This is a genomic window from Pseudomonas sp. LBUM1658, from assembly GCF_059716055.1.
The window spans coordinates 3,287,258-3,311,237 of record NZ_CP166798.1; the positions used below are offsets into that span (position 1 = coordinate 3,287,258).

General features: G+C 62.4%; 24 protein-coding genes and 2 pseudogenes. 11 read left to right on the forward strand and 15 right to left on the reverse strand.

What is annotated here, in order from left to right; translation table 11 throughout:
* Positions 1–216 precede the first annotated feature (216 nt).
* From ACA064_RS15085 to ACA064_RS15100, 4 genes are read right to left on the reverse strand one after another with little or no spacing between them, the layout of a single operon-like run.
* Positions 217–1,008: an ABC transporter permease gene (locus tag ACA064_RS15085; RefSeq protein ID WP_497674061.1), complete on the reverse strand. Its 792-nt coding sequence runs from the start codon at positions 1,006–1,008 to the stop codon at positions 217–219.
* Positions 1,005–1,739 (reverse strand): ABC transporter ATP-binding protein, encoded by a 735-nt coding sequence (locus ACA064_RS15090; protein WP_497674062.1) that lies wholly within the window; start codon positions 1,737–1,739, stop codon positions 1,005–1,007. The genes ACA064_RS15085 and ACA064_RS15090 overlap by 4 nt, the downstream gene beginning before the upstream one ends.
* Positions 1,736–2,695, reverse strand: a complete 960-nt coding sequence (locus tag ACA064_RS15095; protein ID WP_497674063.1) for a YVTN family beta-propeller repeat protein — start codon at positions 2,693–2,695, stop codon at positions 1,736–1,738. The genes ACA064_RS15090 and ACA064_RS15095 overlap by 4 nt, the downstream gene beginning before the upstream one ends.
* A gap of 50 nt (positions 2,696–2,745) precedes the next feature.
* A complete protein-coding gene (locus tag ACA064_RS15100; RefSeq protein WP_497674064.1) occupies positions 2,746–3,930 on the reverse strand; it encodes an ABC transporter substrate-binding protein in 1,185 nt (394 codons plus the stop codon).
* Positions 3,931–4,086: 156 nt separating this feature from the next.
* Here ACA064_RS15100 and ACA064_RS15105 point away from each other — a divergent pair, with 156 nt between their 5' ends.
* From ACA064_RS15105 to ACA064_RS15115, 3 genes and pseudogenes are all read left to right on the forward strand, one after another.
* Entirely contained in the window at positions 4,087–4,209 is a 123-nt protein-coding gene (locus ACA064_RS15105; protein ID WP_497674065.1) for a hypothetical protein, read from the forward strand.
* A 2-nt stretch (positions 4,210–4,211) separates the two neighbouring features.
* Positions 4,212–4,463, forward strand: a pseudogene (locus ACA064_RS15110) (sensor histidine kinase); the annotation flags it as partial.
* A pseudogene (locus tag ACA064_RS15115) lies at positions 4,464–4,919 on the forward strand (LuxR C-terminal-related transcriptional regulator); the annotation flags it as partial. It lies immediately after the preceding pseudogene.
* Positions 4,920–5,078: 159 nt separating this feature from the next.
* Here the strand turns inward: ACA064_RS15115 and ACA064_RS15120 are convergent.
* Positions 5,079–5,729 carry a pentapeptide repeat-containing protein gene (locus ACA064_RS15120; RefSeq protein ID WP_497674066.1) on the reverse strand — a complete coding sequence of 217 codons (651 nt, stop codon included), beginning with the start codon at positions 5,727–5,729 and terminating at the stop codon, positions 5,079–5,081.
* A 250-nt stretch (positions 5,730–5,979) separates the two neighbouring features.
* Entirely contained in the window at positions 5,980–7,635 is a 1,656-nt protein-coding gene (locus ACA064_RS15125) for a methanol/ethanol family PQQ-dependent dehydrogenase (protein ID WP_497674067.1), read from the reverse strand.
* A gap of 252 nt (positions 7,636–7,887) precedes the next feature.
* On the opposite strand from ACA064_RS15125, the gene pedF reads away from it, so the two are divergent.
* The 8 genes from pedF (at position 7,888) to pqqB (ending at position 16,306) form a co-directional block, all read left to right on the forward strand.
* Positions 7,888–8,349 (forward strand): cytochrome c-550 PedF, encoded by a 462-nt coding sequence (gene pedF / locus ACA064_RS15130; RefSeq protein ID WP_497674068.1) that lies wholly within the window; start codon positions 7,888–7,890, stop codon positions 8,347–8,349.
* Between the two features lie 3 nt (positions 8,350–8,352).
* Positions 8,353–9,228, forward strand: coding sequence for a substrate-binding periplasmic protein (locus tag ACA064_RS15135; protein WP_497674069.1), 876 nt, complete (start codon positions 8,353–8,355; stop codon positions 9,226–9,228).
* Between the two features lie 9 nt (positions 9,229–9,237).
* The gene (locus tag ACA064_RS15140) at positions 9,238–9,999 is read left to right on the forward strand and encodes a quinoprotein dehydrogenase-associated SoxYZ-like carrier (RefSeq protein WP_497674070.1); all 762 of its coding nucleotides are present in this window, start codon (positions 9,238–9,240) and stop codon (positions 9,997–9,999) included.
* A gap of 15 nt (positions 10,000–10,014) precedes the next feature.
* Positions 10,015–10,953, forward strand: coding sequence for a quinoprotein relay system zinc metallohydrolase 1 (locus ACA064_RS15145; protein WP_497674071.1), 939 nt, complete (start codon positions 10,015–10,017; stop codon positions 10,951–10,953).
* 359 nt (positions 10,954–11,312) lie between these two features.
* The gene (locus ACA064_RS15150) at positions 11,313–13,094 is read left to right on the forward strand and encodes a PQQ-dependent methanol/ethanol family dehydrogenase (protein WP_497674072.1); all 1,782 of its coding nucleotides are present in this window, start codon (positions 11,313–11,315) and stop codon (positions 13,092–13,094) included.
* 346 nt (positions 13,095–13,440) lie between these two features.
* A complete protein-coding gene (gene exaC, locus ACA064_RS15155) occupies positions 13,441–14,961 on the forward strand; it encodes an acetaldehyde dehydrogenase ExaC (RefSeq protein ID WP_497674073.1) in 1,521 nt (506 codons plus the stop codon).
* A gap of 302 nt (positions 14,962–15,263) precedes the next feature.
* A complete protein-coding gene (gene pqqA, locus ACA064_RS15160; RefSeq protein ID WP_010209364.1) occupies positions 15,264–15,335 on the forward strand; it encodes a pyrroloquinoline quinone precursor peptide PqqA in 72 nt (23 codons plus the stop codon).
* Between the two features lie 56 nt (positions 15,336–15,391).
* Positions 15,392–16,306: a pyrroloquinoline quinone biosynthesis protein PqqB gene (gene pqqB / locus ACA064_RS15165; protein ID WP_497674074.1), complete on the forward strand. Its 915-nt coding sequence runs from the start codon at positions 15,392–15,394 to the stop codon at positions 16,304–16,306.
* Between the two features lie 9 nt (positions 16,307–16,315).
* On the opposite strand, the gene ACA064_RS15170 is transcribed toward pqqB, so the two are convergent.
* From ACA064_RS15170 to ACA064_RS15210, 9 genes are read right to left on the reverse strand one after another with little or no spacing between them, the layout of a single operon-like run.
* Positions 16,316–17,020, reverse strand: a complete 705-nt coding sequence (locus ACA064_RS15170) for a hypothetical protein (protein WP_497674075.1) — start codon at positions 17,018–17,020, stop codon at positions 16,316–16,318.
* 9 nt (positions 17,021–17,029) lie between these two features.
* Positions 17,030–17,839 carry a hydrogenase nickel incorporation protein HypB gene (gene hypB / locus ACA064_RS15175; protein WP_497674076.1) on the reverse strand — a complete coding sequence of 270 codons (810 nt, stop codon included), beginning with the start codon at positions 17,837–17,839 and terminating at the stop codon, positions 17,030–17,032.
* Positions 17,839–18,180, reverse strand: a complete 342-nt coding sequence (locus ACA064_RS15180; protein ID WP_497674077.1) for a hydrogenase maturation nickel metallochaperone HypA/HybF — start codon at positions 18,178–18,180, stop codon at positions 17,839–17,841. The genes hypB and ACA064_RS15180 overlap by 1 nt, the downstream gene beginning before the upstream one ends.
* On the reverse strand, positions 18,180–19,277 hold the full coding sequence (gene hypE, locus ACA064_RS15185; RefSeq protein ID WP_497674078.1) for a hydrogenase expression/formation protein HypE: 1,098 nt from the start codon (positions 19,275–19,277) through the stop codon (positions 18,180–18,182). The genes ACA064_RS15180 and hypE overlap by 1 nt, the downstream gene beginning before the upstream one ends.
* On the reverse strand, positions 19,274–20,449 hold the full coding sequence (gene hypD, locus ACA064_RS15190) for a hydrogenase formation protein HypD (RefSeq protein ID WP_497674079.1): 1,176 nt from the start codon (positions 20,447–20,449) through the stop codon (positions 19,274–19,276). The genes hypE and hypD overlap by 4 nt, the downstream gene beginning before the upstream one ends.
* A complete protein-coding gene (locus ACA064_RS15195) occupies positions 20,446–21,132 on the reverse strand; it encodes a D-sedoheptulose-7-phosphate isomerase (RefSeq protein ID WP_497674080.1) in 687 nt (228 codons plus the stop codon). The genes hypD and ACA064_RS15195 overlap by 4 nt, the downstream gene beginning before the upstream one ends.
* 12 nt (positions 21,133–21,144) lie before the next feature.
* Positions 21,145–21,420 (reverse strand): HypC/HybG/HupF family hydrogenase formation chaperone, encoded by a 276-nt coding sequence (locus ACA064_RS15200; protein ID WP_497674081.1) that lies wholly within the window; start codon positions 21,418–21,420, stop codon positions 21,145–21,147.
* Complete coding sequence (gene hypF / locus ACA064_RS15205) at positions 21,411–23,813, reverse strand: carbamoyltransferase HypF (RefSeq protein ID WP_497674082.1); 2,403 nt, start codon at positions 23,811–23,813, stop codon at positions 21,411–21,413. The genes ACA064_RS15200 and hypF overlap by 10 nt, the downstream gene beginning before the upstream one ends.
* 33 nt (positions 23,814–23,846) lie before the next feature.
* Complete coding sequence (locus ACA064_RS15210) at positions 23,847–23,954, reverse strand: DUF6893 family small protein (RefSeq protein WP_497674083.1); 108 nt, start codon at positions 23,952–23,954, stop codon at positions 23,847–23,849.
* Between the last annotated feature and the right edge of the window lie 26 nt (positions 23,955–23,980).

Below are 23,980 nucleotides of genomic sequence, written 5' to 3' on the forward strand. Positions count from 1 at the left end.
TGCTTTGTGAATGCGACAATAGACAGGAAAACCAGTACTAAAGTCGTAATTTTTGTGTGCGCGCAGGGCCTGACGACTCAAACCCCCTGTAGGAGCGAGCTTGCTCGCGATGGACTCAAGGACGACGCGTTTATTCAGAAAACAAGCGTTATCGTTAACGACCATCGCGAGCAAGCTCGCTCCTACAGGATATGGGTACATCGCTGATATCGGCTGTTACCCAGCCCGCCGCAGCGCCGCATGCTGCGGATTGAAGGTCAGCACCGCCAGCAGGGAAAACAGCAGCGTCAAGCCCAGACACACGCCCAGGGCCAGCAGGTTGAGGCGCTCGTACAGGGCAAAGCGCACCAGTTCCACGGCATGGGTGAAGGGGCTGAGGGCGCAGAGCCAATACAGCCATTCGCTCGACTCACGCATTTTCCACAGTGGATACAGCGCCGAAGACAGGAAAAACAGCGGGAAGATCACGAAATTCATCACCCCGGCAAAGTTTTCCAGTTGGCGGATGGCATTCGACAGCAACAACCCCAGGGCACTGAGCATCAGCGCCACCAGCAGCAAGGCCGGCAGGGCCACCAGCAAACCCAAGACTGGCGGCTGCACCCCATAGACCCAGGCGATGGCCAGAAAGGCATAGACCTGCAGCAGCGAGATCAAGGAGGTGGCCAGCAGTTTGCTGCCCAATAGAAAGGCCCGGGGCAGGGGGCTGGTCAACAGCACCCGCATGCTGCCCATTTCCCGGTCATAGACCATCGACAGCGAGCCCTGCATGCCATTGAACAGCAGGATCATGCACGCCAGCCCGGGGATGATGTAGACCTCGTAGGGAATGTAGGTGTCGTAAGGCTCGATGATCGCGATGCCCAGCGCCGCCCGGAAACCCGCGGCGAACACCAGCAGCCACAACAATGGCCGCACCAGCGCGCTGAGAAAGCGTGTGCGCTGCAGGATAAACCGCAGCCATTCGCGCAGGACGATACCGCTGAAACACTGCCAGTAAGCGTTCATCGAGCCGCTACTCCTGGAGTGGTGAGGCGCTGGAACGCCGAACTCAGGTCAGTGCCGTGTTCGAGGCTCAGGGCATCCGCCTGACCACTGGCCACCAGCCGTCCTTGATGCAGAATCAGCAGGTCATCGCTGGGCTGCACCTCGTCCAGCAGGTGGGTGGTCCAGAGCACGCTGATGCCCTGATCCCGGCACAGGTTGCGGATGTGCTGGTTAAGCGCCAGGCGACTGGCCGGGTCGAGGCCGACGCTGGCCTCATCGAGCAGCAACAGCCGCGGTTCATGCAGCAGCGCCCGGGCAATTTCCACGCGCCGGCGGTGGCCGCCATTGAGTTCGCGGACCCGCTCACGGCGGCGTTCGGTCAATGCCTGGCGCGCCAGTTCGGCTTCGACCCGGGCATTCGCCAGCTGCCTGGGCATGCCGTGCAAGGCGGCGTGGTAGCGCAGGTTCTGCTCGACGCTCAGGTCCAGGTCCAGGGTGCTCTGTTGAAACACCACGCCCAATTGACGCAAGGCCAGACGCGGGGCGCTGCGCAGCGAATGACCACCCACCCGAATGTCACCGTGCTGCAGGTCGTAAAGGCGAGTCAGCAGGGCGATCAAGGTTGACTTGCCGGCACCGTTTGGCCCCAGCAACGCGGCGAAACGTCCAGGCACCAGGCTGAATGTCACCTGGCGCAGCGCTTCGCGGGCGCCGTAGGCAAAGCTCAGGTCGGAGACTTCCAGGGCGTTCATGGGGTCACCACCACGCCCCATGGATAACGTCCAACCTTGACCGACTTGATGACCTTGAGGCTGTTCACGTCGATCACCGATACATCGCCGCTGACGCCATTGGTGGCCAGCAACTGACTCTGATCCGGGGTGAACGCCAACTGCCAGACCCGACGACCCACCAGCAGGTAGTCGAGAATCTCGAAGGTCTTGGCGTCGATCACCGCGATATGGTTCGCCGGGCCGAGGGCGACGAAGGCGTATTTGCCATCGGCGCTGAGTTTGACCCCGACCGGTTGGACCTTGTCCGGGTGCACGCCCTTGATCTGGAATTTCAGGGTCTTGAGCACCTGCCGGCTGGCGACGTCGAGAATGGTGACGGTGCCGCCGATCTCGGCCGAGGCCCAAAGCTGCTTGCCGTCCTGATTGAACTCGACGAAACGCGGCCGCTGATCGACCAGGGTGCTATCGGCCAGGGTCTGGGTGCTGGTGTCGATCCAGTGCAGCATGTTGGTGGTTTCGCTGGTGTTCACCGCCCACTTGCCGTCGGGGCTGACCGCCATGCCTTCCGGTTCGACACCGACGCCGATCTGGGCCAGCACCTTGGAAGTTTCGGTATCGATCACCGTGACCAGCGCATCGTCTTCGTTGGACACGTACAGCCAGCGGTTATTGGGGTGCAGGGCGAACTGTTCGGGGTCTTTTCCGGAGGGCAGTTCCTTGATGATTTTACGGGTGGCGATGTCCATCACCTGGACCCGGTCCGAGTCGCTGGCGCAGATGTACAGCAGCGTATTGTCATGGGACAGCAGCAGGCCGCGGGGGCGCTGGCCGACCGCCAGGGTCTCGGTGACTTGCAGGGTCTGCAGGTCGATCAGGCTCAGGCTGTTGTCCTTTTCATTGGAGACCCAGGCGGTGCTCGCCAGCACAGGCGCGGTGGCAAGCAGTAAGGCGGATGCAAGCAGGGTGCGGCGCATGGCAAGTTCCTTTTTTTTTGTCATTGTGGGAATCAGGGGAATCAGGGGAATCAGGGAAAGCGGCAGGTCACCTCAGGCTTGTCGTAGCCGAGGCTGTCCATTTCATTGAACGGGTGCAGGAAACCTTCTTGCGGCGAAGTGCTGACCAGCGCCCGTGGTTGCACGATCGGAATCGGTTGGCGCAGTTGGCCATTCCACGAGCGGTAACTGAGCTTGCGACCCTTGAAACCATCCAGTGGCAGCTGATCGCCGAGGGCCAGTTGGCGAATCGCCGTGGCATCGCTCTGGCGCAATTTGCTCACGGCGCTGGCGATGCTGCGCACGGCGATCCAGGCGGCGAAATCACGGTCGTTCATCCAGCGTCCGGCCATGGCTTCGAAGCGCTTCTGCAATTGCGCAGCGCCATAGGTTTCCACAGTCTTGTGCCAGCCGGTCGGGGTCAGGCCCTGGGTGCCGGCCACCGGGCGTGGGTACCAGGTCTGGTAGGGCACGTATTCGCCAAAGTCACCGCGCTCGTCGGCCACCAGCACCACGTCATATTCGGCCGTCTGAGTGAACAACGGCATGTCGGCCTGGGCGCTGCGACGCTGGTCATTGTCGAAAGACCAGGGTTTCTCGGCGACGATCTGCAAGCCGAAACGTTTCGCCGCCCGCCGCAGGGCTGCGGCATAGGCCTGATCGTCCGGGGTCGGGCCGACGATCAGCAATACTCGCTGCCATTTGCGCACCACCAGAAACTGCGCCAGGGCATCGGCGAGCATCGCCCGGCTCGGCAGACTGTGCAGCACATTCGCCAGGCAATCGGTGCTGCGCAGGCGGTCATCGGCGCTGCCGGCATTGAACAGCAGGCTGTCGGGCAGGGCGGCGCTGAGCTGGCGCAGACTGTCGGCCGGGGCGTTCACCACGAACAGCCGCAGGCCCTGGGCATGCTGGGCCTTGGCTGCATCGAGCAAGGCTTCGGGGCTGTCGACACTGGCGCTGACCAGGCTGTAGCTCTGGTTGAGAAAACGCCCGGTGCTGTTGCTGTCGCTGATCGCCAGTTGCGCTCCGCGCAGCCCGCCGTCGACCGGCTCGGGAATGACGTTCGACAGCAGCGGGCCGGGATCGGGACGATAGCCCAGGTAACCAATGGGGATCTGCAAGCCGCCGTCGGCCGCCTGGCTGTGGGTTGCCAGCAACGCGGCGCTGGCAATCGCCAACAGGTAGAACAAAGCGTAACTGACAAGCTGGCGCATAAGGCACTCCACTACAGGTAGCGTCAGCATAGGAAGTCATGGGGTGCAGGGAAATATGCAGAAAGTACCAGTCGGCCAGTACCAAGGTAGTAGCTCATAGCACTGGGCAGGGTCTTAGGATGGCTGTAACGGCCATCACCCTGGAAATCACCGGCCATGCGCATTCTCAAAGCCTTGCTGCTGCCCTTGCTGCTGATTCTGAGCCTGATCGGCCTGGACAAGCTGCAGACCCCGGTGACCTTGCCAGGACTGGTCACGCCCGCTGCGCCGGGGCGTTAGGCATGTCGGCACTCTGGCGGATCAACCTGTGGGTCACGGTATTTTTTGCCGTGGTCACCTTCGGCTGCCTGACGCTGCTGGTGCGGCAGGCGACGACCGATGTCGAACGCGAACTGCAGGCCGCCGAAGCGGTGGTCGAGTACCTCAGCGAAACCGCCGAGCGTGATCCGGCGAGCCTGCAACCGAGACTCACGGCCAGCTTGCGGCATGTTCGGGTGAGTTGGCTGGCCCCTGGCGAGACGGCCAGGGCTGCGGAGACTACGCGGCGCCTGCGTCAGCGTTTACCGCAGCTGCGGGTGCTGTTCTTCAGCATGCACGATGAACTGCCGCTGGTGCGCCAGGCCCTGGACGCCGGCGCCTCGGGGTATCTGACAAAAAACTCCGACCCCGAAGTGTTGATCGAAGCCGTGCGGCGCATCCTCGCCGGCCACGCCTACATCGAACAACCCCTGGCCACCCAGCTGGCGTGCAACCCGCAGCAACGGGATGCCAGCGACCCGCGCCTGCAAAGCATGACCCAGCGCGAGCTGGAAATCTTCGTCATGCTCGCCAAAGGCACCCCGACCCGGCAAATCGCCGAACAGCTGTGCATCAGCGCCAAGACCGTGTCCAACCACCTGACGCTGCTCAAGAGCAAACTGCAGGTCACCTCCCATGCCGAACTGGTGCATCTGGGGATTGATATGGGGGTGGTGCGGGTGGCGGTTTGATCAGGGGAAATGGGTGGCGGGTCGAAAAGATCGCAGCCTGCGGCAGCTCCTACGGGTTTTGTGTACGCCTGATAATCCATGGGTGTACCGGGTCGGCGTAGGAGCTGCCGAAGGCTGCGATCTTTTGATCTTGGCGGGGATTGTGGGTATCCCCTCGGACTATTTATCCCAGGTCGTCGGACACCCCTTGCACCCCTCCATATTACTGTCCTCGAAATTCGCATAGTGCTGGCGCGAGTCGCTGAGGTTGGCCTGTCCCAGGTTGCTTTCGCCGAACTTGGCTTCTTGCAGGTTGGCGTCGCTGAGGTTGGCGCCTTTGAGGTCGGCTTTGCTCAGCCAGGTCATTTCCAGATCGGCGGCTTGCAGGTTGGCGTTGTGCAGCCTGGCGCCGGAGAGGCGGGCGAATTGCAGGTAAGCGGCACTGAGGTTCGCGTCCTGGAACTGCGCGCCTTGGGCGAACAGGCCCCAGCCCTGGATAGCCACCAGCTTCGCGCCGCTGAAATCGGCCAAGCGCAGGTTGCTCTGCTGCAGGCTGGCGCGGGTCAGGTTGGCGTTCTGTAATTGGGCTTTTTCCAGGTTGGCCAGATCAAGCCGCGCGTGACGCAGGTTGGCGTCGCGCAGATCGGCGCCGCTGAGGTTCATCTTGCGCAGGTCCTGGTTGCTCAGGTCGGCACCGCGCAGGTTGGCGCCGGGGCATTGGCTGGATTCGGCGATGACGCAGCCGTTGATGGTCAGCGGGGTGCCTTCGTCGTTATCGGCGGCGAAGGCGGGGGGGAGGGTGAGCAGGAGTAATAATGGCAGATATTTCATGGCGGGATTCTCGGGGGAGTAAGTGCAGAGATTTCACTGATCCACATATCCATTGTGGCGAGGGGGCTTGCCCCCGTTGGCCTGCGCAGCAGGCCCGAAGCGGCCAGATGCGTTTCTTCAATCAGAAACGCGTTTACCGCTTTACGACTGCTTCGCAGCCGAGCGGGGGCAAGCCCCCTCGCCACAGTAAGCTCGCTCCCACAAATGGCCGGGTCAGGTCATCTGCGGGGCAGGCTTGTTGGCAAAAGCCTTACTTCTGCGCGGTCTGGTTATCCCAGCTTGGGATCTTGAACACCCAGAACGAACCGCCTTGCGCAACCGGCTTGGTCAGTTCGGCCATGTCGCCGCCCCACAGCGGTACTGCGCCGCCGTAACCCACGGTCACGCCGATGTACTGCTCGCCATCCTGTTCCCAGGTGATCGGCGGCGAGACGATGCCGCTGCCGGTCTGGAACTTCCACAATTCCTTGCCGGTTTTCGCGTCGAAGGCCTTGAAGAAACCGTCGCCGGTACCGGTGAATACCAGGTTGCCCTTGGTTGCCAGTACCCCGGCCCACAATGGCAGTTTTTCGTTGTGTTCCCAGACCACTTTGCCGGTCGTCGGGTCCAGTGCGCGCAACGAGCCGACGTGATCCTCGTACATGCGTTTGATGCGGAAACCCATGCCCAGATAGGCCGAACCCTTCTTGTAATTGACCTCTTCGGTCCAGTATTCCTCTTTCCAGTTGTTGGCCGGAATGTAGAACAGGCCGGTGTCCTGGCTGTACGCCATCGGGCTCCAGTTCTTGCCGCCGAGGAACGGCGGAGAGACCTCCACCGATTTGCCCTTGGCTTCACCCGGTAACGGCTTGGCCGGACGCTGACCAGGGTTTTCCACCGGCTTCCCGGTTTTCAGGTCGATATGGCTGGCCCAGGTGATGTTGTCGACAAAGGGGAAGGCGTTCTGCAGTTTGCCGTTATTGCGGTCGACCACATAGAAGAAACCGTTGCGGTCGGCGTGGCCGGTGGCCTTGACCACCTTGCCGTCCTTGTCCTTGTAGTCGAACAGCACCAGTTCGTTGTTGCCGGAGAAGTCCCAGGCGTCGTTCGGGGTGTGCTGATAGAACCACTTCACCTCGCCAGTGCTCGGATCGACGCCGACCTGGCCGGAGGTGTAGAGGCTGTCATAGTCGTGGGGGTTACCGTCTTTGGAGGTCCGCGCCCAGGTATTCCACGGGCCGGGGTTGCCGGCGCCGACGATGATGGTATTGGTCTCGGGATCGAAACTGGCGCTCTGCCAAGGCGCGCCGCCACCGTGGCTCAGGGTCGGCGCGCCGGTCATGGTGTAGCCGGCGGCGTGGTCACCGAATTTCTTCTTCCAGACTACCTTGCCGGTGTTCTTGTCGAGGGCGATCAGGCTCGCGTCGAGGGTGCCGAAATAAATCTTGTCGCCGAAAATCGCCGCGCCGCGGTTGACCACGTCGCAGCACGGACGAATGTTGTCCGGCAGGCGATGGTTGTAGGTCCACAGGCGTTTGCCGGTCTTGGCGTCGAGGGCGAATACCCGCGAATAGGAGCCGGTGACGTAGATCACCCCGTCGTTGATGATGGCCTGGGATTCCTGGCCGCGCTGCTTTTCATCGCCGAAGGAATACGACCAGGCCGGGGTCAGCTTGAACACGTTCTTGTCGTTGACCTGGGCCAGCGGGCTCCAGCGCTGGGCGTTGTTGCCCATGCCGTATTGCAGCACGTCCTTGGTGGTCAGGTGGTCGTTGGCGATGTCTTCCCAGGTGACGTTTTTAGTGGGAGTCGTCGCGGCAGTCTCGGCGGCGTTTACTCCGGCCGTCAATGACAGGCAGCTCACCAGCAAGAAGGCTTGCACGGCAAGAGCCAGCGGGGAGAGGGCGGGTAACGATCTTATTGTCATGGTTGCAGTTCCCAGTGGAGGTTTTGGCCTGCCTACGATGGAACCCAACGGCGTGCGGTGATACGGAACTAGTCCCGCCCTTGCCGGGACTAGTTCCCGGTTGGCACCTGAATTAGACCACCGCCACAAGCCCTACTACCAAGGGAGTAGAGGGCGGACACCAAAGCAGCATTCGGCTTACAGTTCAGTGTTCTTAAGATGAGAGCAGAGCCTCTGCAGAGAGGTTGAGCGTGCAATCCTGAGGGCATAACAATGACAACAAAACGCAACGCCATACTCGTCGCCGGTCTGCTGGCTGGCCTTATCACTACCGGTTCAGTACTGGCCCACGGCAACGTGGTGCCACAAGCTGTGGAAACCAAGGGCCTGACTTCGATCAAGGATGCCGGAGTACCGGTCGATGGTGATGGCTGGGCTGCGGTAAACCCCTATCGCACTACCCCGGAAAAAGACAAGGCCGTCGAAATCGGCTCTTCTGCCTTTAACCAGAACTGTGCGGCCTGCCATGGCCTGGAAGCCAAGTCCGGCGGGATCGCCCCGGATCTGCGCATGCTCGATGCCGGTGAGCTCGGAGATGAATGGTTCGTCGAGCGAGTGCGCCATGGCGCGGTGCGCGACGGTCGCGTCTACATGCCGAAAATGGCCGACTACTTGAGCCAGGAAGCTTTGTGGGCGGTGCGCACCTACCTGGACAGCGTGCACATCGAGGAGTAATCCATGGGTCGGTTCGCTGTGCTGTTAACTGCGCTGTTGCTGTGCTGTCAGACGCTGCACGCGCAGGTCCGTACCTATGATGAAATGATCGCCGCCGGCGAGTTGAAGGTCGCGGTGTACAAGGATTTCGCGCCCTACAGCTTTGAGGATGGCGGCCAGGCGCGGGGCGTTGATGTGGACCTGGCCAAGGCTTTGGCCAAGGCCCTCGGCGTGCGCCTGGACCTGATCTGGGCGCCAGCGGGCGAGAAACTCGACGACGACCTGCGCGATTACATCTGGCGCGGCAACCAGCTGCGCAACCAGCAATTGGCCGACTTGATGATGCGCGCGCCGTATGACCGCGACTACGCACAAAAGCGCAATGAACTCGGTGAGCTGGAAAACGGCCACGTGGTGATGTTCGGCCCTTATCAGAACGAGTCCTGGCAAGTCGCTTATGACCGTCGCCGGCTCGACAAGGTGGGCAGCGTCGCAGTATTTGAACACCACCCGATCGGCGTCGAAGTGGACAGCGTGCCGTCGTTCTACCTGACCTCGGTGTTCAACGGCATGCTCAGTGCCAAGACCCACCATTACCCCACCGTGTCCAAAGCCTTTGCCGCGATGAAAGCCGGCGAGGTGGATGCGGTAATGGCCATGCGCGGCGAGATCGACTGGCAGGTGCACGAAGCCGGGGACTCGCAACTGGCTCTGGCGGAAAACGCCTACCCGAACATGGGCAAACAACTCTGGGAGATCGGCATGGCGGTGCATGAAAGCAACCGTCAGCTGGCCTACGCCGTGGAAGAAGCACTCGAAGGCTTGATCCGCGACGGCACGCTCAAGGCCATCTACGCCGAGTACGGCCTGCGCTATGAAGTACCGGAGATGTATCAATAGGAGCGGCTGATGAACTGGCGAGCGAGTTGTCTGTTGGCCTGCTGGTTGCCATTGGTAGCCCAGGCCGTCGAGGTCGACCCGGGCAAGGACCCGGTGCCCTCGGTGATGTGGGCCTTCTACCACAAGCAGATCCTCGGCGATGCGCCGTTCGTGTTCGATGAGCGGGTCAAGTTGCTGGCGCCGCCGTTCGCCGAAGACGCCCGACAGGTGCCACTGGAAATCGACGCCCGGGCGTTCAAGGGCGAGGTGGTGAGGATTCTGGCCTGGGCCGAGCTCAACCCGCTGCCGCAGATCGTCGACTTTCGGCCCGGGGAGCGGGTGCTGCCCTGGCTGTCGATTCGCATCCGCATCGAACAGGCCACGCCGTTGCGGGCGGCCGTGCTGACCCGCGACGGGCTCTGGCATGTCGGCTCGACCCTGATCGACGCCGCTGGCGGCGGCTGCACCGCGCCCAGCGTGGTACGCACCCAGCCGGGCTGGGAAGAACATATCGGCGAAGTCCTCGGCGGGCGCTATCCCCGTGGCGGGTTCAGCCGTTTGCGGATGCAGGTGGCGCATCCGATGGATAACGGCATGGTCAGCGGGATTCCCGAGTTCTTTCTCAATCATGCCGAGTTGCGTGACGACAGCGGCCAGCTGCTGGCCAGTCTTGAACTGTTCCCGGCAGTCAGCGAAAACCCGAACCTGGCGTTCGACGTCGAGGGGGCAGGGCAGACTCGCTTGCAACTGCGCGATAACAGCGGCAATCAATTCGATGCGGCGATTCCCTAACCTCAGGAGAGCGCCATGCGCTGGATGCTGCTGTTGTGTCTGACCTTTAGCCTGCCGGCCCTGGCAGACTTCGACTATCAACTCAAACCCCGGCAGATCGCCGAGAACACCTGGCTGCTGGAAGGCAGTACCGATAATTTCGCCAAGACCAATGGCGGGAATATCGTCAATGCCGGGTTCATCGTCACCGATAACGGGGTGGTGGTGATCGACAGCGGGCCGTCGAAACGCTACGGCGAGGCACTGCGCAAAGCCATTGCCGCGACCACCGACAAGCCGGTGATTCAGGTCCTGTTGACTCACCATCATCCCGATCATGTGCTGGGCAACCAGGCGTTCGCTGACGTGTCTATCGGCGCCCTGGCCGGCACCCGCAAATTGCTGGGACAGCAAGGCGATGCCATGGCCGAGAACATGTATCGACTGGTGGGCGACTGGATGCGTGGCACTGAAGTGGTTTTGCCGACCCGGGAGCTGATCCCCGGCACCCTGAATATCGGCGGTCATTCGTTGCGCCTGCTGGGATTGCGCGGACATACCGGCGCCGACCTGGCGATCCTGGACGAGAAAACCGGAGTGCTGTTTGCTGGCGACCTGGTGTTTTATGAGCGAGCTCTGACTACCCCGAATTCCCCGGGGCTGGAGGTTTGGCAGACTGATATCGATCAGCTCGAAGCCTTGCCGTGGACACTCATAGTGCCCGGCCACGGGCCGGTCGCAACCGACCGCGCGCCCTTTGCCCAGATGCGCGACTACCTTGGCTGGCTCGACCAGTTGATGCGCGACGGCGCCAGCAGCGGCAGCGAAATGGGCGAGATGATCCGCAGTCCGATCCCCGATCGTTTCGCCGCCATCAGCCTGAGCCGCTATGAGCTGATCCGCAGCGTCAGCCATTTGTACCCGAGCTATGAGCGCGGGCAGATGAAGCGGGTGGATTCAGTCGATCGGAATTGAGCGCAGAACCTGTGGCGAGGGGGCTTGTCGGAACGCCGCATCGCCCCGCTCGGCTGCGCAGCAGTCGTAAACCTGCGCCTGCGGTCTATCTGAATATGCGCGGTGCCTGATTTTAGGGCCGCTTCGCGCCCCAGCGGGGGCAAGCCCCCTCGCCACAATTGGTCTCCAGGCCAAAGGTTTGGGTTAACTGCTAAGCCTCCCACAAAGGCCCTGCGCCAGCCGTTCCATTCCCACCCCTGTACCAAGGAACTAGAAAACTCCGCACTGCGGCTAATTGTCGCCAGGGCCCTACGGACCAAGAATCTGCACCAGACCGGGAAAATTTCCCGGGTATAACAAAAACCGCAGAGGTAGCCGTCATGACCCAATCCGCACGCCGCCAACCCTTCGCCTTGAGCCTGCTGCTCAGCGCCATGTTGTTGTCCGCCTCGGCTCTTGCCGCAGTCACCGATCAAGACATCCTCCAGGATCCGAAGAACCCGGGGCAGATCGTCACCAACGGCCTGGGTGTCCAGGGCCAGCGTTACAGTCCGCTGGATGCTCTCAACACCGACAACATCAAAGACTTGCGGCCGGTCTGGGCCTTCTCCTTCGGTGGCGAGAAGCAGCGCGGCCAGCAGGCGCAGCCGATGATCAAGGACGGCGTGATGTACATGACCGGTTCCTACTCACGGGTGTTCGCGGTGGACGCACGCACCGGCAAAAAGCTCTGGCAATACGATGCGCGCCTGCCCGATGACATTCGCCCTTGCTGCGACGTGATCAACCGTGGTGTCGCTCTGTATGGCGACCTGGTGTTTTTCGGCACCCTCGACGCCAAGCTGGTAGCCCTGAACAAGGACACCGGCAAGGTAGTCTGGAGCAAGAAAGTCGCCGATCACAAGGAAGGTTACTCCATCAGCGCCGCGCCGCTGGTGATCAACGGCAAGCTGATCACCGGGGTCGCCGGTGGCGAGTTCGGCGTGGTCGGCAAGATAGAAGCCTATGACCCGAAAAACGGTGACTTGTTGTGGACGCGGCCGACCGTGGAAGGCCACATGGGCTACGTCTACAAGGACGGCAAGGCGGTCGAGAACGGCATTTCCGGCGGTGAAGCGGGCAAGACCTGGCCTGGCGATCTGTGGAAAACCGGCGGTGCCGCGCCTTGGCTGGGTGGTTACTACGATCCGGAAACCAACCTGCTGCTGTTCGGTACCGGCAACCCGGCGCCGTGGAACTCCCACCTGCGCCCGGGCGACAACCTCTACTCGTCGTCGCGTCTGGCGCTGAACCCGGACGACGGCACCATCAAATGGCACTTCCAGAGCACCCCGCACGACGGCTGGGACTATGACGGCGTCAACGAGTTGGTGTCCTTCAACTACAAGGACAAGGAAGGCAAAGAGATCAAGGCCGCAGCCACCGCTGACCGCAACGGTTTCTTCTACGTGCTCGACCGCACCAACGGCAAGTTCATCCGTGGCTTCCCGTTCGTTGACAAGATTACCTGGGCCACCGGCCTGGACAAGGATGGCCGGCCTATCTACAACGAAGCCAGCCGTCCCGGCGCTCCAGGCACTGAAGCCAAGGGCAGCTCGGTGTTCGTCGCACCGGCGTTCCTCGGCGCGAAGAACTGGATGCCCATGGCTTACAGCCAGGACACCGGGTTGTTCTATGTGCCGTCCAACGAATGGGGCATGGACATCTGGAACGAAGGCATTGCCTATAAAAAGGGCGCGGCGTTCCTCGGCGCCGGCTTCACCATCAAGCCATTGAATGAAGACTACATCGGCGTGCTGCGCGCCATCGACCCGAAAACCGGCAAGGAAGTCTGGCGCCACAAGAACTACGCGCCGCTCTGGGGCGGCGTGCTGACCACCAAGGGCAACCTGGTCTTCACCGGTACCCCGGAAGGTTTCCTGCAGGCCTTCAACGCCAGGACCGGCGAGAAAGTCTGGGAATTCCAGACCGGCTCTGGCGTCCTCGGCTCACCCGTCACCTGGGAAATGGATGGCGAACAGTACGTCTCGGTCCTCTCCGGCTGGGGTGGCGCGGTTCCATTGTGGGGCGGCGAAGTCGCGAAACGGATCAAGGACTTCAACCAGGGCGGCATGCTCTGGACCTTCAAACTGCCGAAAGACCTGGTAGTGGCCAAGCATTGATCTAACCGGCGACACAATCCCCTGTGGGAGCAAGCTTGCTGTGGCGAGGGGGCTTGTCGGAACGCCGCATCGCCCCGTTCGGCTGCGAAGCAGTCGTAAAGCCTGCGCCTGCGGTTTATCTGAAAATGCGCGGTGCCTGATTTTAGGGCCGCTTCGCAGCCCAGCGGGGGCAAGCCCCCTCGCCACAACAGCCCTTTCGCCGCAAATGCTCCACAGACTGGCAAAAACCAGTACCAAATAACGAGAGTCCTCCTGCCAACGGCGCATTCGTCTGGCACGCGAGGCTCTCTACTATCGGTTCATGGCCTGTCCGACCGACAGGCATTCGACCAAACAGAGGCCCACCATGATTTACGCTCAACCCGGAACACCAGGCGCCGTCGTGTCTTTCAAGCCGCGTTATGGCAACTTCATTGGCGGCGAGTTCGTCGCACCAGTCAATGGCGAATACTTCACCAACACCTCGCCGGTGAACGGTGAAGTGATTGCCGAGTTCCCGCGCTCCAACGCTGCCGACATCGAGAAAGCGCTGGACGCCGCCCATGCCGCCGCCGACGCCTGGGGCAAGACTTCAGCCCAGGACCGCTCGCTGGTGCTGCTGAAAATTGCCGACCGCATCGAACAGAACCTGGAAGTCCTCGCAGTCACCGAATCCTGGGACAACGGCAAGGCCGTGCGCGAAACCCTGAATGCCGACGTGCCGCTGGCCGCCGACCATTTCCGTTATTTCGCCGGCTGCATTCGCGCTCAGGAAGGCGGCGCCGCCGAAATCAACGAACTGACCACCGCTTATCACTTCCACGAACCCCTGGGCGTGGTCGGGCAGATCATCCCGTGGAACTTCCCGCTGTTGATGGCCGCCTGGAAACTCGCTCCGGCCCTGGCCGCCGGTAACTGCGTGGTGCTCAAGCCAGCCGAGCAGACCCCGCTGTCGATCATGGTCTTCGCCGAGTTGATCGCCGATTTGCTGCCGCCAGGCGTGCTGAACATCGTCCAGGGCTTTGGTCGCGAAGCCGGTGAAGCGTTGGCTACCAGCAAACGCATCGCCAAGATCGCGTTCACCGGTTCTACCCCAATCGGCGCGCACATCATGAAATGCGCGGCCGAAAATATCATTCCGTCGACCGTCGAGCTGGGCGGCAAGTCGCCGAACATCTTCTTCGAAGACATCATGAAGGCAGAACCGCAGTTCATCGAGAAGGCCGCTGAAGGCCTGGTGCTGGCGTTCTTCAACCAGGGCGAAGTCTGCACCTGCCCGTCGCGGGCGCTGGTACAGGAATCGATCTACGACGACTTCATGAAAGTGGTCATGAAGAAGATCGTCAATATCAAGCGCGGCAACCCGCTGGACACCGAAACCATGGTCGGTGCCCAGGCGTCCGAGCAGCAATTCGACAGGATCCTGTCTTATCTGAAAATCGCTCAGGAAGAGGGCGCCGAACTGCTCACCGGTGGTGCCGTCGAGCGGCTTGAGGGTGACCTGGCCACGGGTTTCTACATCCAGCCGACCCTGCTCAAGGGCCACAACAAGATGCGCGTGTTCCAGGAAGAAATCTTTGGCCCGGTGGTGAGCATCACCACCTTCAAGGACGAAGCCGAAGCCCTGGCGATTGCCAATGACAGCGAATTCGGCCTTGGCGCCGGTCTCTGGACCCGCGACATCAACCGTGCCTACCGCATGGGCCGGGCGATCAAGGCCGGTCGCGTCTGGACCAACTGCTACCACCTGTACCCGGCCCACGCCGCGTTCGGTGGCTACAAGAAGTCCGGCGTCGGCCGCGAAAACCACAAGATGATGCTCGACCACTACCAGCAGACCAAAAACCTGCTGGTCAGCTACGACATCAATCCATTGGGTTTCTTCTGATCTAGCACGCAACGCATCAAACCAACCCCAATGCCTGTCAGTCAGGCATTGGGGTGGCCAAAAAGATCGCAGCCTGCGGCAGCTCCTACACCGACCCGGTACACTCGCGCATAATCGGGTGTACACAACCCCTGTAGGAGCTGCCGAAGGCTGCGATCTTTTGATCTTGAATGCCTGACACCCCGCCAACACCCCCTACCAATGCACCCCGCAACCTCCTTCCAAAGTAGCATTCAGTCCCGCCAGGCCCCGTGCATTAATGCTTCTACCGGAATAGCCCGGCATAAGAAGAGGATTGACCCATGTGGACTAAACCCGCGTTTACCGATCTGCGTATTGGCTTCGAAGTGACCATGTATTTCGCCAGCCGTTGATTGTTCTCCCGGCCAGTCTTCCATTGGCCGGGACCTCCTCACTGGAGCATTGCCCCATGCATATCCGGATTCTCGGCTCCGCCGCTGGCGGTGGTTTTCCGCAATGGAACTGCAACTGCCGCAATTGCGCCGGCGTGCGCGATGGCAGCGTGCGGGCGCAACGGCGGACACAGTCGTCGATTGCCCTGAGCGACAACGGCGTGAGCTGGATTCTATGCAACGCCTCGCCGGACATCCGCGTCCAGCAGGAGTCTTTCCCATTGCTGCAACCGGCCCGCCAGGTGCGCGATACGGCGATTGCCGGAGTGATCCTGCTCGACAGCCAGATTGACCATTGCACTGGCTTGCTGAGCCTGCGCGAAGGCTGCCCGCATAAAGTCTGGTGTACCGAGATGGTCCATCAGGACCTCAGCAGCGGATTCCCCTTATTCAACATGCTCAGCCACTGGAACGGCGGCCTGCAATGGCAGCCCATCGGCCTGGACGGTGAACCCTTCAGCATTCCTGGCTGTAACCACCTGCGGCTGCGGGCGATCCCGTTGCGCAGCAGCGCTCCGCCGTACTCGCCCCATCGCGGCAACCCGCAGCCGGGCGATAACATCGGCCTGTTCATCGAAGACCGGCGCAGCGGCGCCAGCCTGTTCTATGCCCCGGGGCTCGGTCAGGTCGATGATCAATTGCTCGAGTGGATGCACCGCGCCGACTGCCTGCTGGTGGACGGCACCCTCTGGCGCGACGATGAAATGTGCGTCTGCGAGGTCGGCGACAAACTCGGCAGCGAAATGGGTCATCTGCCGCAAAGCGGCCCCGGCGGGATGCTCGAAGTGCTTGAAGGCTTCCCCGAGCAGCGCAAGATTCTTATCCATATCAACAACACTAACCCGATTCTCGATGAGGACTCTGCCGAACGGGCGCTGCTGGAACGCCGCGGCATCGAAGTGGCGTTCGATGGCATGGACATCACCCTGTAGCGAGGCACCTCACACCAGTGGCGTCAGGTAGTTCTGGTAGACCAGCAGGCTGCCAATAGCAATGGTGGTCACGGCCACCGCGGCTTGCAGGCTGCTACACAGCCAGGTGATGTGCCGCACGCTGTGCAGCGGCACGCTGATAATCAACGACAACAGCGCCATGCCGGCAATCGAACCGAGGCCGAACAGGCCGACATAGACCAGCCCGGTCAGCGGCGATGCGACATGACCCAGGGTCAGCAGAATCAGCGCCGCCGAGCCGGCCAGCCCATGCATCATACCCACGCAAAGCGCCCGCATCGGAAACTGCCGGGGGTGCGGGTGCTCGTGATGCAGGCGGTGGGGACTGGTGTCACCGGCATGGGAGTGGGCGTGCAAGTGCAGGGTGTGGTCAGCATGCCGATGCAGATGAAAATGCACCCGTTCGCGGCGCATGCGCCGTAGCAGGTCCAGCCCCAGCAGGATCAGCATCACCCCGACCGCGCCTTCAAGGCCTTGGGCCAGACGCTCGGGGATCACCCCGTCCATGGCCAACACCAGGCAGAACACCACCAGCAGGGTCAGGGTGTGCCCCAAACCCCAGGCCACTCCCAGCAGAATCGCCTCGCGGGTGCTGCGGCTGCGGGTGGTGAGGGTGGCCACGGCAGCGACATGGTCGGCTTCCATGGAGTGGCGCATCCCCAACAGAAAACCCAGTAGCAACAGTTCGACCATGATGTTCTCTCAGACCTCGCTGAACAGTTGGCCGCGCAACCAGGCGTACCAGTGGGGTAATCCCTCACCGCGGGTCGCGGAGAGTTGCAGCACTTCGATATCAGGATTGATTCGACGGGCGAAGGCGATGCAGGCGTCCAGGTCGAAATCCACATAGGGCAGCAGGTCGGTCTTGCTGATGATCATCAGGCTCGAGGCTCTGAACATGTGCGGGTATTTGAGCGGCTTGTCGGCGCCTTCGGTGACCGAGAGGATGACCACCTTGGCCCGTTCGCCAAGATCGAACAGGGCCGGGCAGACCAGGTTGCCGACGTTTTCCACCATGACCAGAGAATTGGCCGGGGGCGCGAGTTGCTCGAGGGCGCTGGCCAGCATTCCGGCTTCCAGGTGGCAGCCGGTGCCGGTATTGACCTGCACCGCCTTGCAGCCGGTGGCGCGGATCCGCTCGGCATCGAACAGGGTTTCCTGATCGCCTTCGACCACGCTGATCGACAGGTCGCCGGCAAGGTCACGCAGGGTGTGCTCGAGCAAGGTGGTTTTACCGGCGCCAGGTGAACTCATCAGGTTCAGCAGCAGAATGTTGCGGGCTTTGAGCCACTGGCGATTGAGCCCGGCCAGGCGGTTGTTCTTCGCCAGAATCTGCTGCTCGAGGTTAATGGTGGTGCCATGGGCCTGAGCATGTGTGTGCGCGGGATCGTGGGGCGGCATGCGCACATACGCACCTTGCCGGTCGTGCTCGGCAACCGGTTGCATCTTGCGGGTGCTCAGGTCGGTGATCCTTGCCCCGGTGCCATTGGAGCAACCACAAGTGGTACACATCAGGCTGCCTCCTCGATTTCCATCGACTTGATCCGCAGCTGGTCGCCACCGCGGGGTCGCTCCAGATTGATCGAGCCGCAGCGACAGCTGGACAGCAGGTCCTCCATCTGCACCGTTGCGCCGCAATCGCGGCAGCGGCTGAGGCCGGGAATGCGCAGGATCTCCAGGACCGAACCCTGCAGTGGCGTGCCCTCGCAGACCACCTCGTAGCAAAAGCGCAGGGCATCCGGCATCACGCATGACAAACTGCCGACCTCCAGCGTGACCCGCAGCACCCGCGCTGTGCCGGCGCGCTCGCTGCAAGCCTCGACAATGCTCTGGGTAATGGACAGCTCGTGCATCAGCAGATCCTCGGCAGTTGTTCGCCAATCAGCATGTCGACGATGCGTTCTCCGCCGAATGCGGTGTGCATGATCACGCAACCCACCGGGCTGGCGCCGATCTCACCGATGATCGCCGCGTCGACACCGGCCGGGTGTGCGCGCATCGCCGCCAGTGCAGCCTCGGCCAGATGGCCGGGGACCACGGCTACCAGCTTGCCTTCGTTGGCGAAATACAGCGGGTCGAGACCGAGAATTTCCGACACGCCCTTGACCGCTTCGCGCACCGGGATGGTCGGTTCATCGAGGTTGACGCAGACATCGGCGGCCTGGGCGAACTCGTTCAACACCGTGGCGATGCCGCCGCGCGTGGCATCGCGCAGGCAGTGCACATCGGGGCAGGCTTTGAGCAGAGCGGCAATCAGGCCGTGCAGTGGCTGGCAGTCGCTGCTGATCGGCACATCCAGCGCCAGATCATCACGGGCGGCGAGGATCGCCACGCCATGGTCGCCGATGTAGCCATTGACCAGGACCTTGTCCCCGGGGCGGGCGCGGGTCGCGGCGATATTGACACCGGTCGGAATTACCCCGATGCCGCAGGTGTTGATAAAGAGCTTGTCCACCGCGCCGCGCTCCACCACCTTGGTGTCGCCGGTGACGATCTGCACCCCGGCGACTTGCGCAGCCTGCTGCATGGAGGCAACGATGCGCCGCAAGTCGGCCACCGGGAACCCTTCTTCGAGGATCACCGCGCAGGACAGGTACAGCGGCAGGGCGCCAGACACCGCCAGGTCGTTGACCGTACCGTTGACGGCCAGGTCGCCGATGTTGGCCCCGGCAAAAAACAGTGGGTCGACCACATAGGAGTCAGTGGTGAACGCTAGTCGGTCGCCGTTCCTGGCCAGATCACTCAAGGCAAAGCGGGCCTGATCCTCCAGGGTTGCCAGCAACGGGTTGTTGAACGCACCGACAAACACATCGTCCACCAGGTCGCGCATGGCCTTGCCACCACTGCCGTGAGCCAGGGTAATGGTGTCGCCGCGAACCTTGCCGCTGCGCTGACGAATACGCGCTGGCGGTTGCTCGAGGGCGAGATTCTCCGGGTCGGGTAGCCTCATGTCTGGTGCTCCCTGTGGGCTTCACCGACAGCGGCTTCGCGCTGCTTGAGGATGTCCACCAGATCGATGCGCCCGTAGTTGTACACCGCGGCGCAGGCTCCTTCGCTGGAAACCATCAACGAGCCCAGGGGCATCTCCGGGGTGCAGGCGGTGCCGAATACCTTGCACTGCCAGGGCTTGATCACGCCCTTGAGGACTTCGCCGCACTGGCAGGATTTGGGGTCGGCGATCTTCAGGTTCGGCACCGGGTATTTGCGCTCGGCGTCGAAGCGGGCATAGGCCTCGCGCAGCTTGACCCCCGAATGGTCGATCGACCCCAGGCCACGCCATTCGAAGAACTCGCGCAACTGAAAGACCTTTTGCACCGCTTGCAGGGCCGGGTTGTTGCCAGCGTCGGGGACCACGCGTTGGTACTGGTTTTCCACCTCGCAACGGCCCTCGGCCAGTTGTTTGCAGATCATCCATAACGACTGGAGGATATCCAGCGGTTCAAAGCCGGAAATCACCAGCGGCTTCTTGTAGTGCCTGGCGATGAATTCATAGGGCTCGCTGCCGATCACCATGCTCACATGGCCGGGACCGAGGAAGCCGTCCAGGGTCAACTCCGGCGAGTCGAGGATCGCCTTGATGGTCGGGATAATAGTGATGTGGTTGCAGAACACCGAGAAGTTTTCGAGGTTCTCGGCGTCGGCCCGCAGGACGGTCAGGGCGGTGGACGGCATGGTGGTTTCGAAGCCCAGGGCGAAGAACACCACTTCGCGGGTCGGGTTGTCGCGGGCGATCTTCAGCGCGTCCATTGGCGAGTACACCAGCCGTACATCGGCGCCTTCGGCCTTGGCCTGCAGCAGACTCTTTTTCGAACCCGGGACGCGCATGGCGTCGCCGAAGGTGGTGAAGATGATGTTCGGGTGCTGCGCCAGCGCCACGCAGTCATCGACCCGGCCCATGGGCAGCACGCACACCGGGCAGCCGGGGCCATGCACCAATTCGATGGCGTCAGGCAGCATCTGCTCGATGCCGTACTTGAAGATCGAGTGGGTGTGCCCGCCGCAGACTTCCATCAGTTGCAGCGGGCGCGTGCGGCACACCGGTATGCGCAGCACCAGTTTCTCGATCTGCTTCACCAGCACCCGGGCCTTGACCGGGTCGCGGAACTCATCGACGAATTTCATGGCCGGGCCTCCAGGCCGCCGCGCTCATCGGCGAGCAGGGTGTGCACCAGGTCCCAGAGAATGTGGTAGGTGGCGACATGCACTTCCTGGATCCGGTGGATGCTGTCGGTGGGCACCACCAGGCAATGATCGAGATCAGCTGAGCGAGCCATTGCTCCACCGTCGCCGCCGGCCAGGCCGATGGTGGTCATGCCCATTTCCCGGGCCTTGGCATAGGCCTTGAGCAGATTGCCCGAGTTGCCACTGGTGGAAAATCCCACCAGGCCGTCCCCGGGCCTTCCCAGCGCAATGAGTTGGCGGACGAAGATGTGATCGAAGCCGACGTCGTTACCCACCGCGGTCATCATCGCCTGATCGGCCGCCAGGTTGGTGGCGGTCAGGGCCGGCCGGCCGGCGGTGATCGGGTGCAGGAACTCCACGGCGAAATGCGCGGCGTCGCAGGAAGAGCCGCCGTTGCCCATCGACAACATGCGCCCACCCTGGCGATACACCGCGGCGATGGCCCGGGCCGTCGCCACCACCGCTTCGGCGTTTTCGGCAAAAAATCGCTGTTTGACCTCGACGCTATGGGCGGCCTTTTGCTGCACGGATTCGAGCAGCGCCGCATCGAGCGCGCCGACCTCTTGCTTGTCGCCGTGCAAGAACGGGTACAAGCCACGCAGTGGGCTATCACCTTGGGACATGGTCGTGCCTCCCTATCGGTTGTCCTGCATCAGACGCATCTCTTCGGCCATTTCACCCAGTGCCTGCAGCAGTTCGAGGGTCTTGAGCGCCTCGTGTTCATCGATCCGGCTCATGGCAAAGCCGACATGCACCAGTACCCACTCGCCGAGGCAATCGGCGTGGCTGCGACCGTCGCCGACCACGCAAGAAATATTGATCGCGCGACGGATGCCACCGATCTCCACGGTGGCGGTGTCGGTCGCCGCATCGACGATCTCGACGATTTGTCCGGGGATGCCTACGCACATGGTTGCCGCTCCTCTGGTGCCGCGAGGGTTTGCGCCGTGGCGACTGCCGCCTGGCCCAGGCTCAGCCCGCCGTCGTTGGCCGGCACCCGTGCGTGGCGCAGCACCTGCAAGCCACGGAATTCAAGGCGCTGGATCAGCTCGCGGGTCAGTACCGCGTTCTGCAATACCCCGCCCGACAGCGCGATGCGTCCGGACCAGAGGTCGCCATGCAGTTGCCCCAGGTACTCGACCATCTGCACCACGGCTTGCGCCAGGCCGACATGGAAGCGCGCCGCTATCACCCCCGGCGCCATACCTGCGCGCAGGTCAGTCAATAGCGCCCGCCACATCGGTTGCGGCTCCAGGCGTGGAAAGCCGTTGTCCAACACAATCGCAAAGGGATAACCCTGGTGGTCTGACAGCGCCGAGGCATCGACGGCGGCCTCCAGCTCGATCGCCGCCTGACCCTCGTAGCTAACCTGTTGGCACAGGCCGATGACCGCCGCAACCGCGTCGAACAGGCGTCCGCAGGAGCTGCTCAGGGGGCTGTTGAAGCCCGATGCGAGCATGCCGTCCAAGGTCGCCAGGGGTTTGTCCGCCAGCGTCTGGAAATACGCCAGTTCGCCGAACTGCTTGACCAACGTTGGCCATTGCGCGGTGCGCCGCAGGTGGGCATAGGCCATGCGCCAGGGTTGCTCGATGGCCACTTCGCCGCCAGGCATGGCGACCTTCGCCAGGCTGGCCAGGCGTCGATAGCCACGGTAGTCAGCCAGCAAAAACTCACCGCCCCACAGGCTGCCGTCATCGCCATAGCCGGTGCCGTCCAGCGCAATGCCGAGCACCGGCGGCGCGTTCAACTCGACAGCGTTATCGGCCAGGCAGGCGGCGATATGTGCGTGGTGATGCTGAACCTCGACCAGCACCAGGCCATTTTCCGCGGCCCAAGCGCGGCCGAACTTGCTCGGCAGGTAGTCGGGATGGCAATCAATCGCCAGCACCTGAGGCTGGAACTCGAACAGCTGCTGGTACAGCGCCAGGGTCTGGCGGCTGGCGGCATTGGCACTGGCGTTGGCCAGATCGCCCAGGTGCTGGGAGAGGATCGCCTGACCGTCCTTGATCAGGCAGAAACTGTTCTTCAGTTCGCCACCCAAGGCCAGGACCGCTGGCGCGGCGCGAAAACCCGCGGGCAAGCGCAGCGGCGTCGGCGCATAACCACGAGCGCGACGCAGCAGGGCAGGGCTGCCAGCCACCAACCGGGCCACCGAGTCGTCCAGCCGGTTAACGATCTCCCGATCATGCAGCAGCAGCGCGTCAGCGATATCGCCCAGGCGTTCGCGGGCCTCGTCGTTGCCAATGCACTGCGGTTCTTCGCTGCGGTTGCCGCTGGTGAGCACGATTGGCGTCTTCAGGCCGGCCATCAGCAAATGGTGCAGGGGCGAGTAGGGCAGCATGAAACCGTAGCAGCATTGCCGGGGCGCCACGCCATCGGCCAGGTGTTCCGGGCCGTCGATGGTCAGCAGCACAATGGGCGCGGCCGGCTCCTGCAGCAGCGCGAATTGTTCCGGGTCCAGGCTGCAATAGCGGCGGATCATCGCCGTATCACGGGCCATCAGGGCGAAAGGTTTGTGCTCACGGCGCTTGCGTTGGCGCAGTCGATCCACGGCGCTGGCATTCGAGGCATCGCAAGCCAGATGCACGCCGCCAATGCCCTTGATGGCCACGATGTGCCCGGCCTTGAGCAAGCGCTGGGTCGCTTTGAGTGGATCACCGCTGCAATCGACCGCGGATCCGCTGGCAGCTTCGAGCCATAGCCGCGGCCCGCAATTCGGGCAGGCATTGGGTTGAGCATGGAAGCGCCGGTCGGCGGGATCCCGATATTCGCGCAGACAGGCCGGGCACAGCGTGAATGCAGCCATGCTGGTATTGCCGCGGTCATAAGGGATGGCACGGACAATCGACATCCGCGGCCCGCAATGGGTGCAATTGGTGAAGGCGTAACGGTAACGACGATTGACGGGGTCAAACACCTCGCTCAAACAGGCCGCACAGGTCGCGGCGTCGGCAACTATTGCGGTGTGCACCCGGCCGCCGGAGCTTTTGACAATGCGAAAATCCGTCACTGGCGCCTGACCGCTCAGCGCCGTGGACTCCAGTGAGTCGATCCGCGATAGCGGCGGGGCTTCGGCGCGCAGGCGGGCGAGAAACCGTTCGCGGGCCGCACGTGCGCCCCAGATGCGAATCAGCACCCCTTCGGCGTCGTTGCAGACGTCTCCGCACAGCCCGCAATCGCGGGCCAGGCGCCAGACAGTGGGCCGAAAACCCACGCCTTGCACCAAGCCTCTGACACGAATCGCTTCGCCGGTGCCTGCCGCTGTACGCGAAGCCTGGTCAAGCCGTTCGCATGCCATCACCATAACCATCTCCCAGACCAACGCCGGTACTCGAGATCACATATTGCGGATTTTGAAATAGCGTTTGATGTCGTGGAAATTCACCACCACCAGAACGACGATCACCACCAACAGAAAAATCCAGAAAATCGTCCAGCCACTCATAGCGATCCTCCCGGAGCTTGCAGGCT

Coding starts and splice junctions, on each gene's coding strand:
- hypF (WP_497674082.1), bottom strand. CDS start 23,813: ATGGTGATGGCATGCGAACGGCTTGACCAGGCTTCGCGTACAGCGGCA.
- ACA064_RS15170 (WP_497674075.1), bottom strand. CDS start 17,020: ATGGTCGAACTGTTGCTACTGGGTTTTCTGTTGGGGATGCGCCACTCC.
- ACA064_RS15100 (WP_497674064.1), bottom strand. CDS start 3,930: ATGCGCCAGCTTGTCAGTTACGCTTTGTTCTACCTGTTGGCGATTGCC.
- ACA064_RS15090 (WP_497674062.1), bottom strand. CDS start 1,739: ATGAACGCCCTGGAAGTCTCCGACCTGAGCTTTGCCTACGGCGCCCGC.
- ACA064_RS15200 (WP_497674081.1), bottom strand. CDS start 21,420: ATGTGCGTAGGCATCCCCGGACAAATCGTCGAGATCGTCGATGCGGCG.
- ACA064_RS15210 (WP_497674083.1), bottom strand. CDS start 23,954: ATGAGTGGCTGGACGATTTTCTGGATTTTTCTGTTGGTGGTGATCGTC.
- ACA064_RS15125 (WP_497674067.1), bottom strand. CDS start 7,635: ATGACAATAAGATCGTTACCCGCCCTCTCCCCGCTGGCTCTTGCCGTG.
- ACA064_RS15180 (WP_497674077.1), bottom strand. CDS start 18,180: ATGCACGAGCTGTCCATTACCCAGAGCATTGTCGAGGCTTGCAGCGAG.
- ACA064_RS15195 (WP_497674080.1), bottom strand. CDS start 21,132: ATGTCCCAAGGTGATAGCCCACTGCGTGGCTTGTACCCGTTCTTGCAC.
- hypB (WP_497674076.1), bottom strand. CDS start 17,839: ATGTGTACCACTTGTGGTTGCTCCAATGGCACCGGGGCAAGGATCACC.
- ACA064_RS15140 (WP_497674070.1), top strand. CDS start 9,238: ATGAACTGGCGAGCGAGTTGTCTGTTGGCCTGCTGGTTGCCATTGGTA.
- ACA064_RS15135 (WP_497674069.1), top strand. CDS start 8,353: ATGGGTCGGTTCGCTGTGCTGTTAACTGCGCTGTTGCTGTGCTGTCAG.
- pqqB (WP_497674074.1), top strand. CDS start 15,392: ATGCATATCCGGATTCTCGGCTCCGCCGCTGGCGGTGGTTTTCCGCAA.
- ACA064_RS15120 (WP_497674066.1), bottom strand. CDS start 5,729: ATGAAATATCTGCCATTATTACTCCTGCTCACCCTCCCCCCCGCCTTC.
- hypE (WP_497674078.1), bottom strand. CDS start 19,277: ATGAGGCTACCCGACCCGGAGAATCTCGCCCTCGAGCAACCGCCAGCG.
- pedF (WP_497674068.1), top strand. CDS start 7,888: ATGACAACAAAACGCAACGCCATACTCGTCGCCGGTCTGCTGGCTGGC.
- ACA064_RS15105 (WP_497674065.1), top strand. CDS start 4,087: ATGCGCATTCTCAAAGCCTTGCTGCTGCCCTTGCTGCTGATTCTGAGC.
- ACA064_RS15085 (WP_497674061.1), bottom strand. CDS start 1,008: ATGAACGCTTACTGGCAGTGTTTCAGCGGTATCGTCCTGCGCGAATGG.
- exaC (WP_497674073.1), top strand. CDS start 13,441: ATGATTTACGCTCAACCCGGAACACCAGGCGCCGTCGTGTCTTTCAAG.
- ACA064_RS15095 (WP_497674063.1), bottom strand. CDS start 2,695: ATGCGCCGCACCCTGCTTGCATCCGCCTTACTGCTTGCCACCGCGCCT.
- ACA064_RS15150 (WP_497674072.1), top strand. CDS start 11,313: ATGACCCAATCCGCACGCCGCCAACCCTTCGCCTTGAGCCTGCTGCTC.
- hypD (WP_497674079.1), bottom strand. CDS start 20,449: ATGAAATTCGTCGATGAGTTCCGCGACCCGGTCAAGGCCCGGGTGCTG.
- ACA064_RS15145 (WP_497674071.1), top strand. CDS start 10,015: ATGCGCTGGATGCTGCTGTTGTGTCTGACCTTTAGCCTGCCGGCCCTG.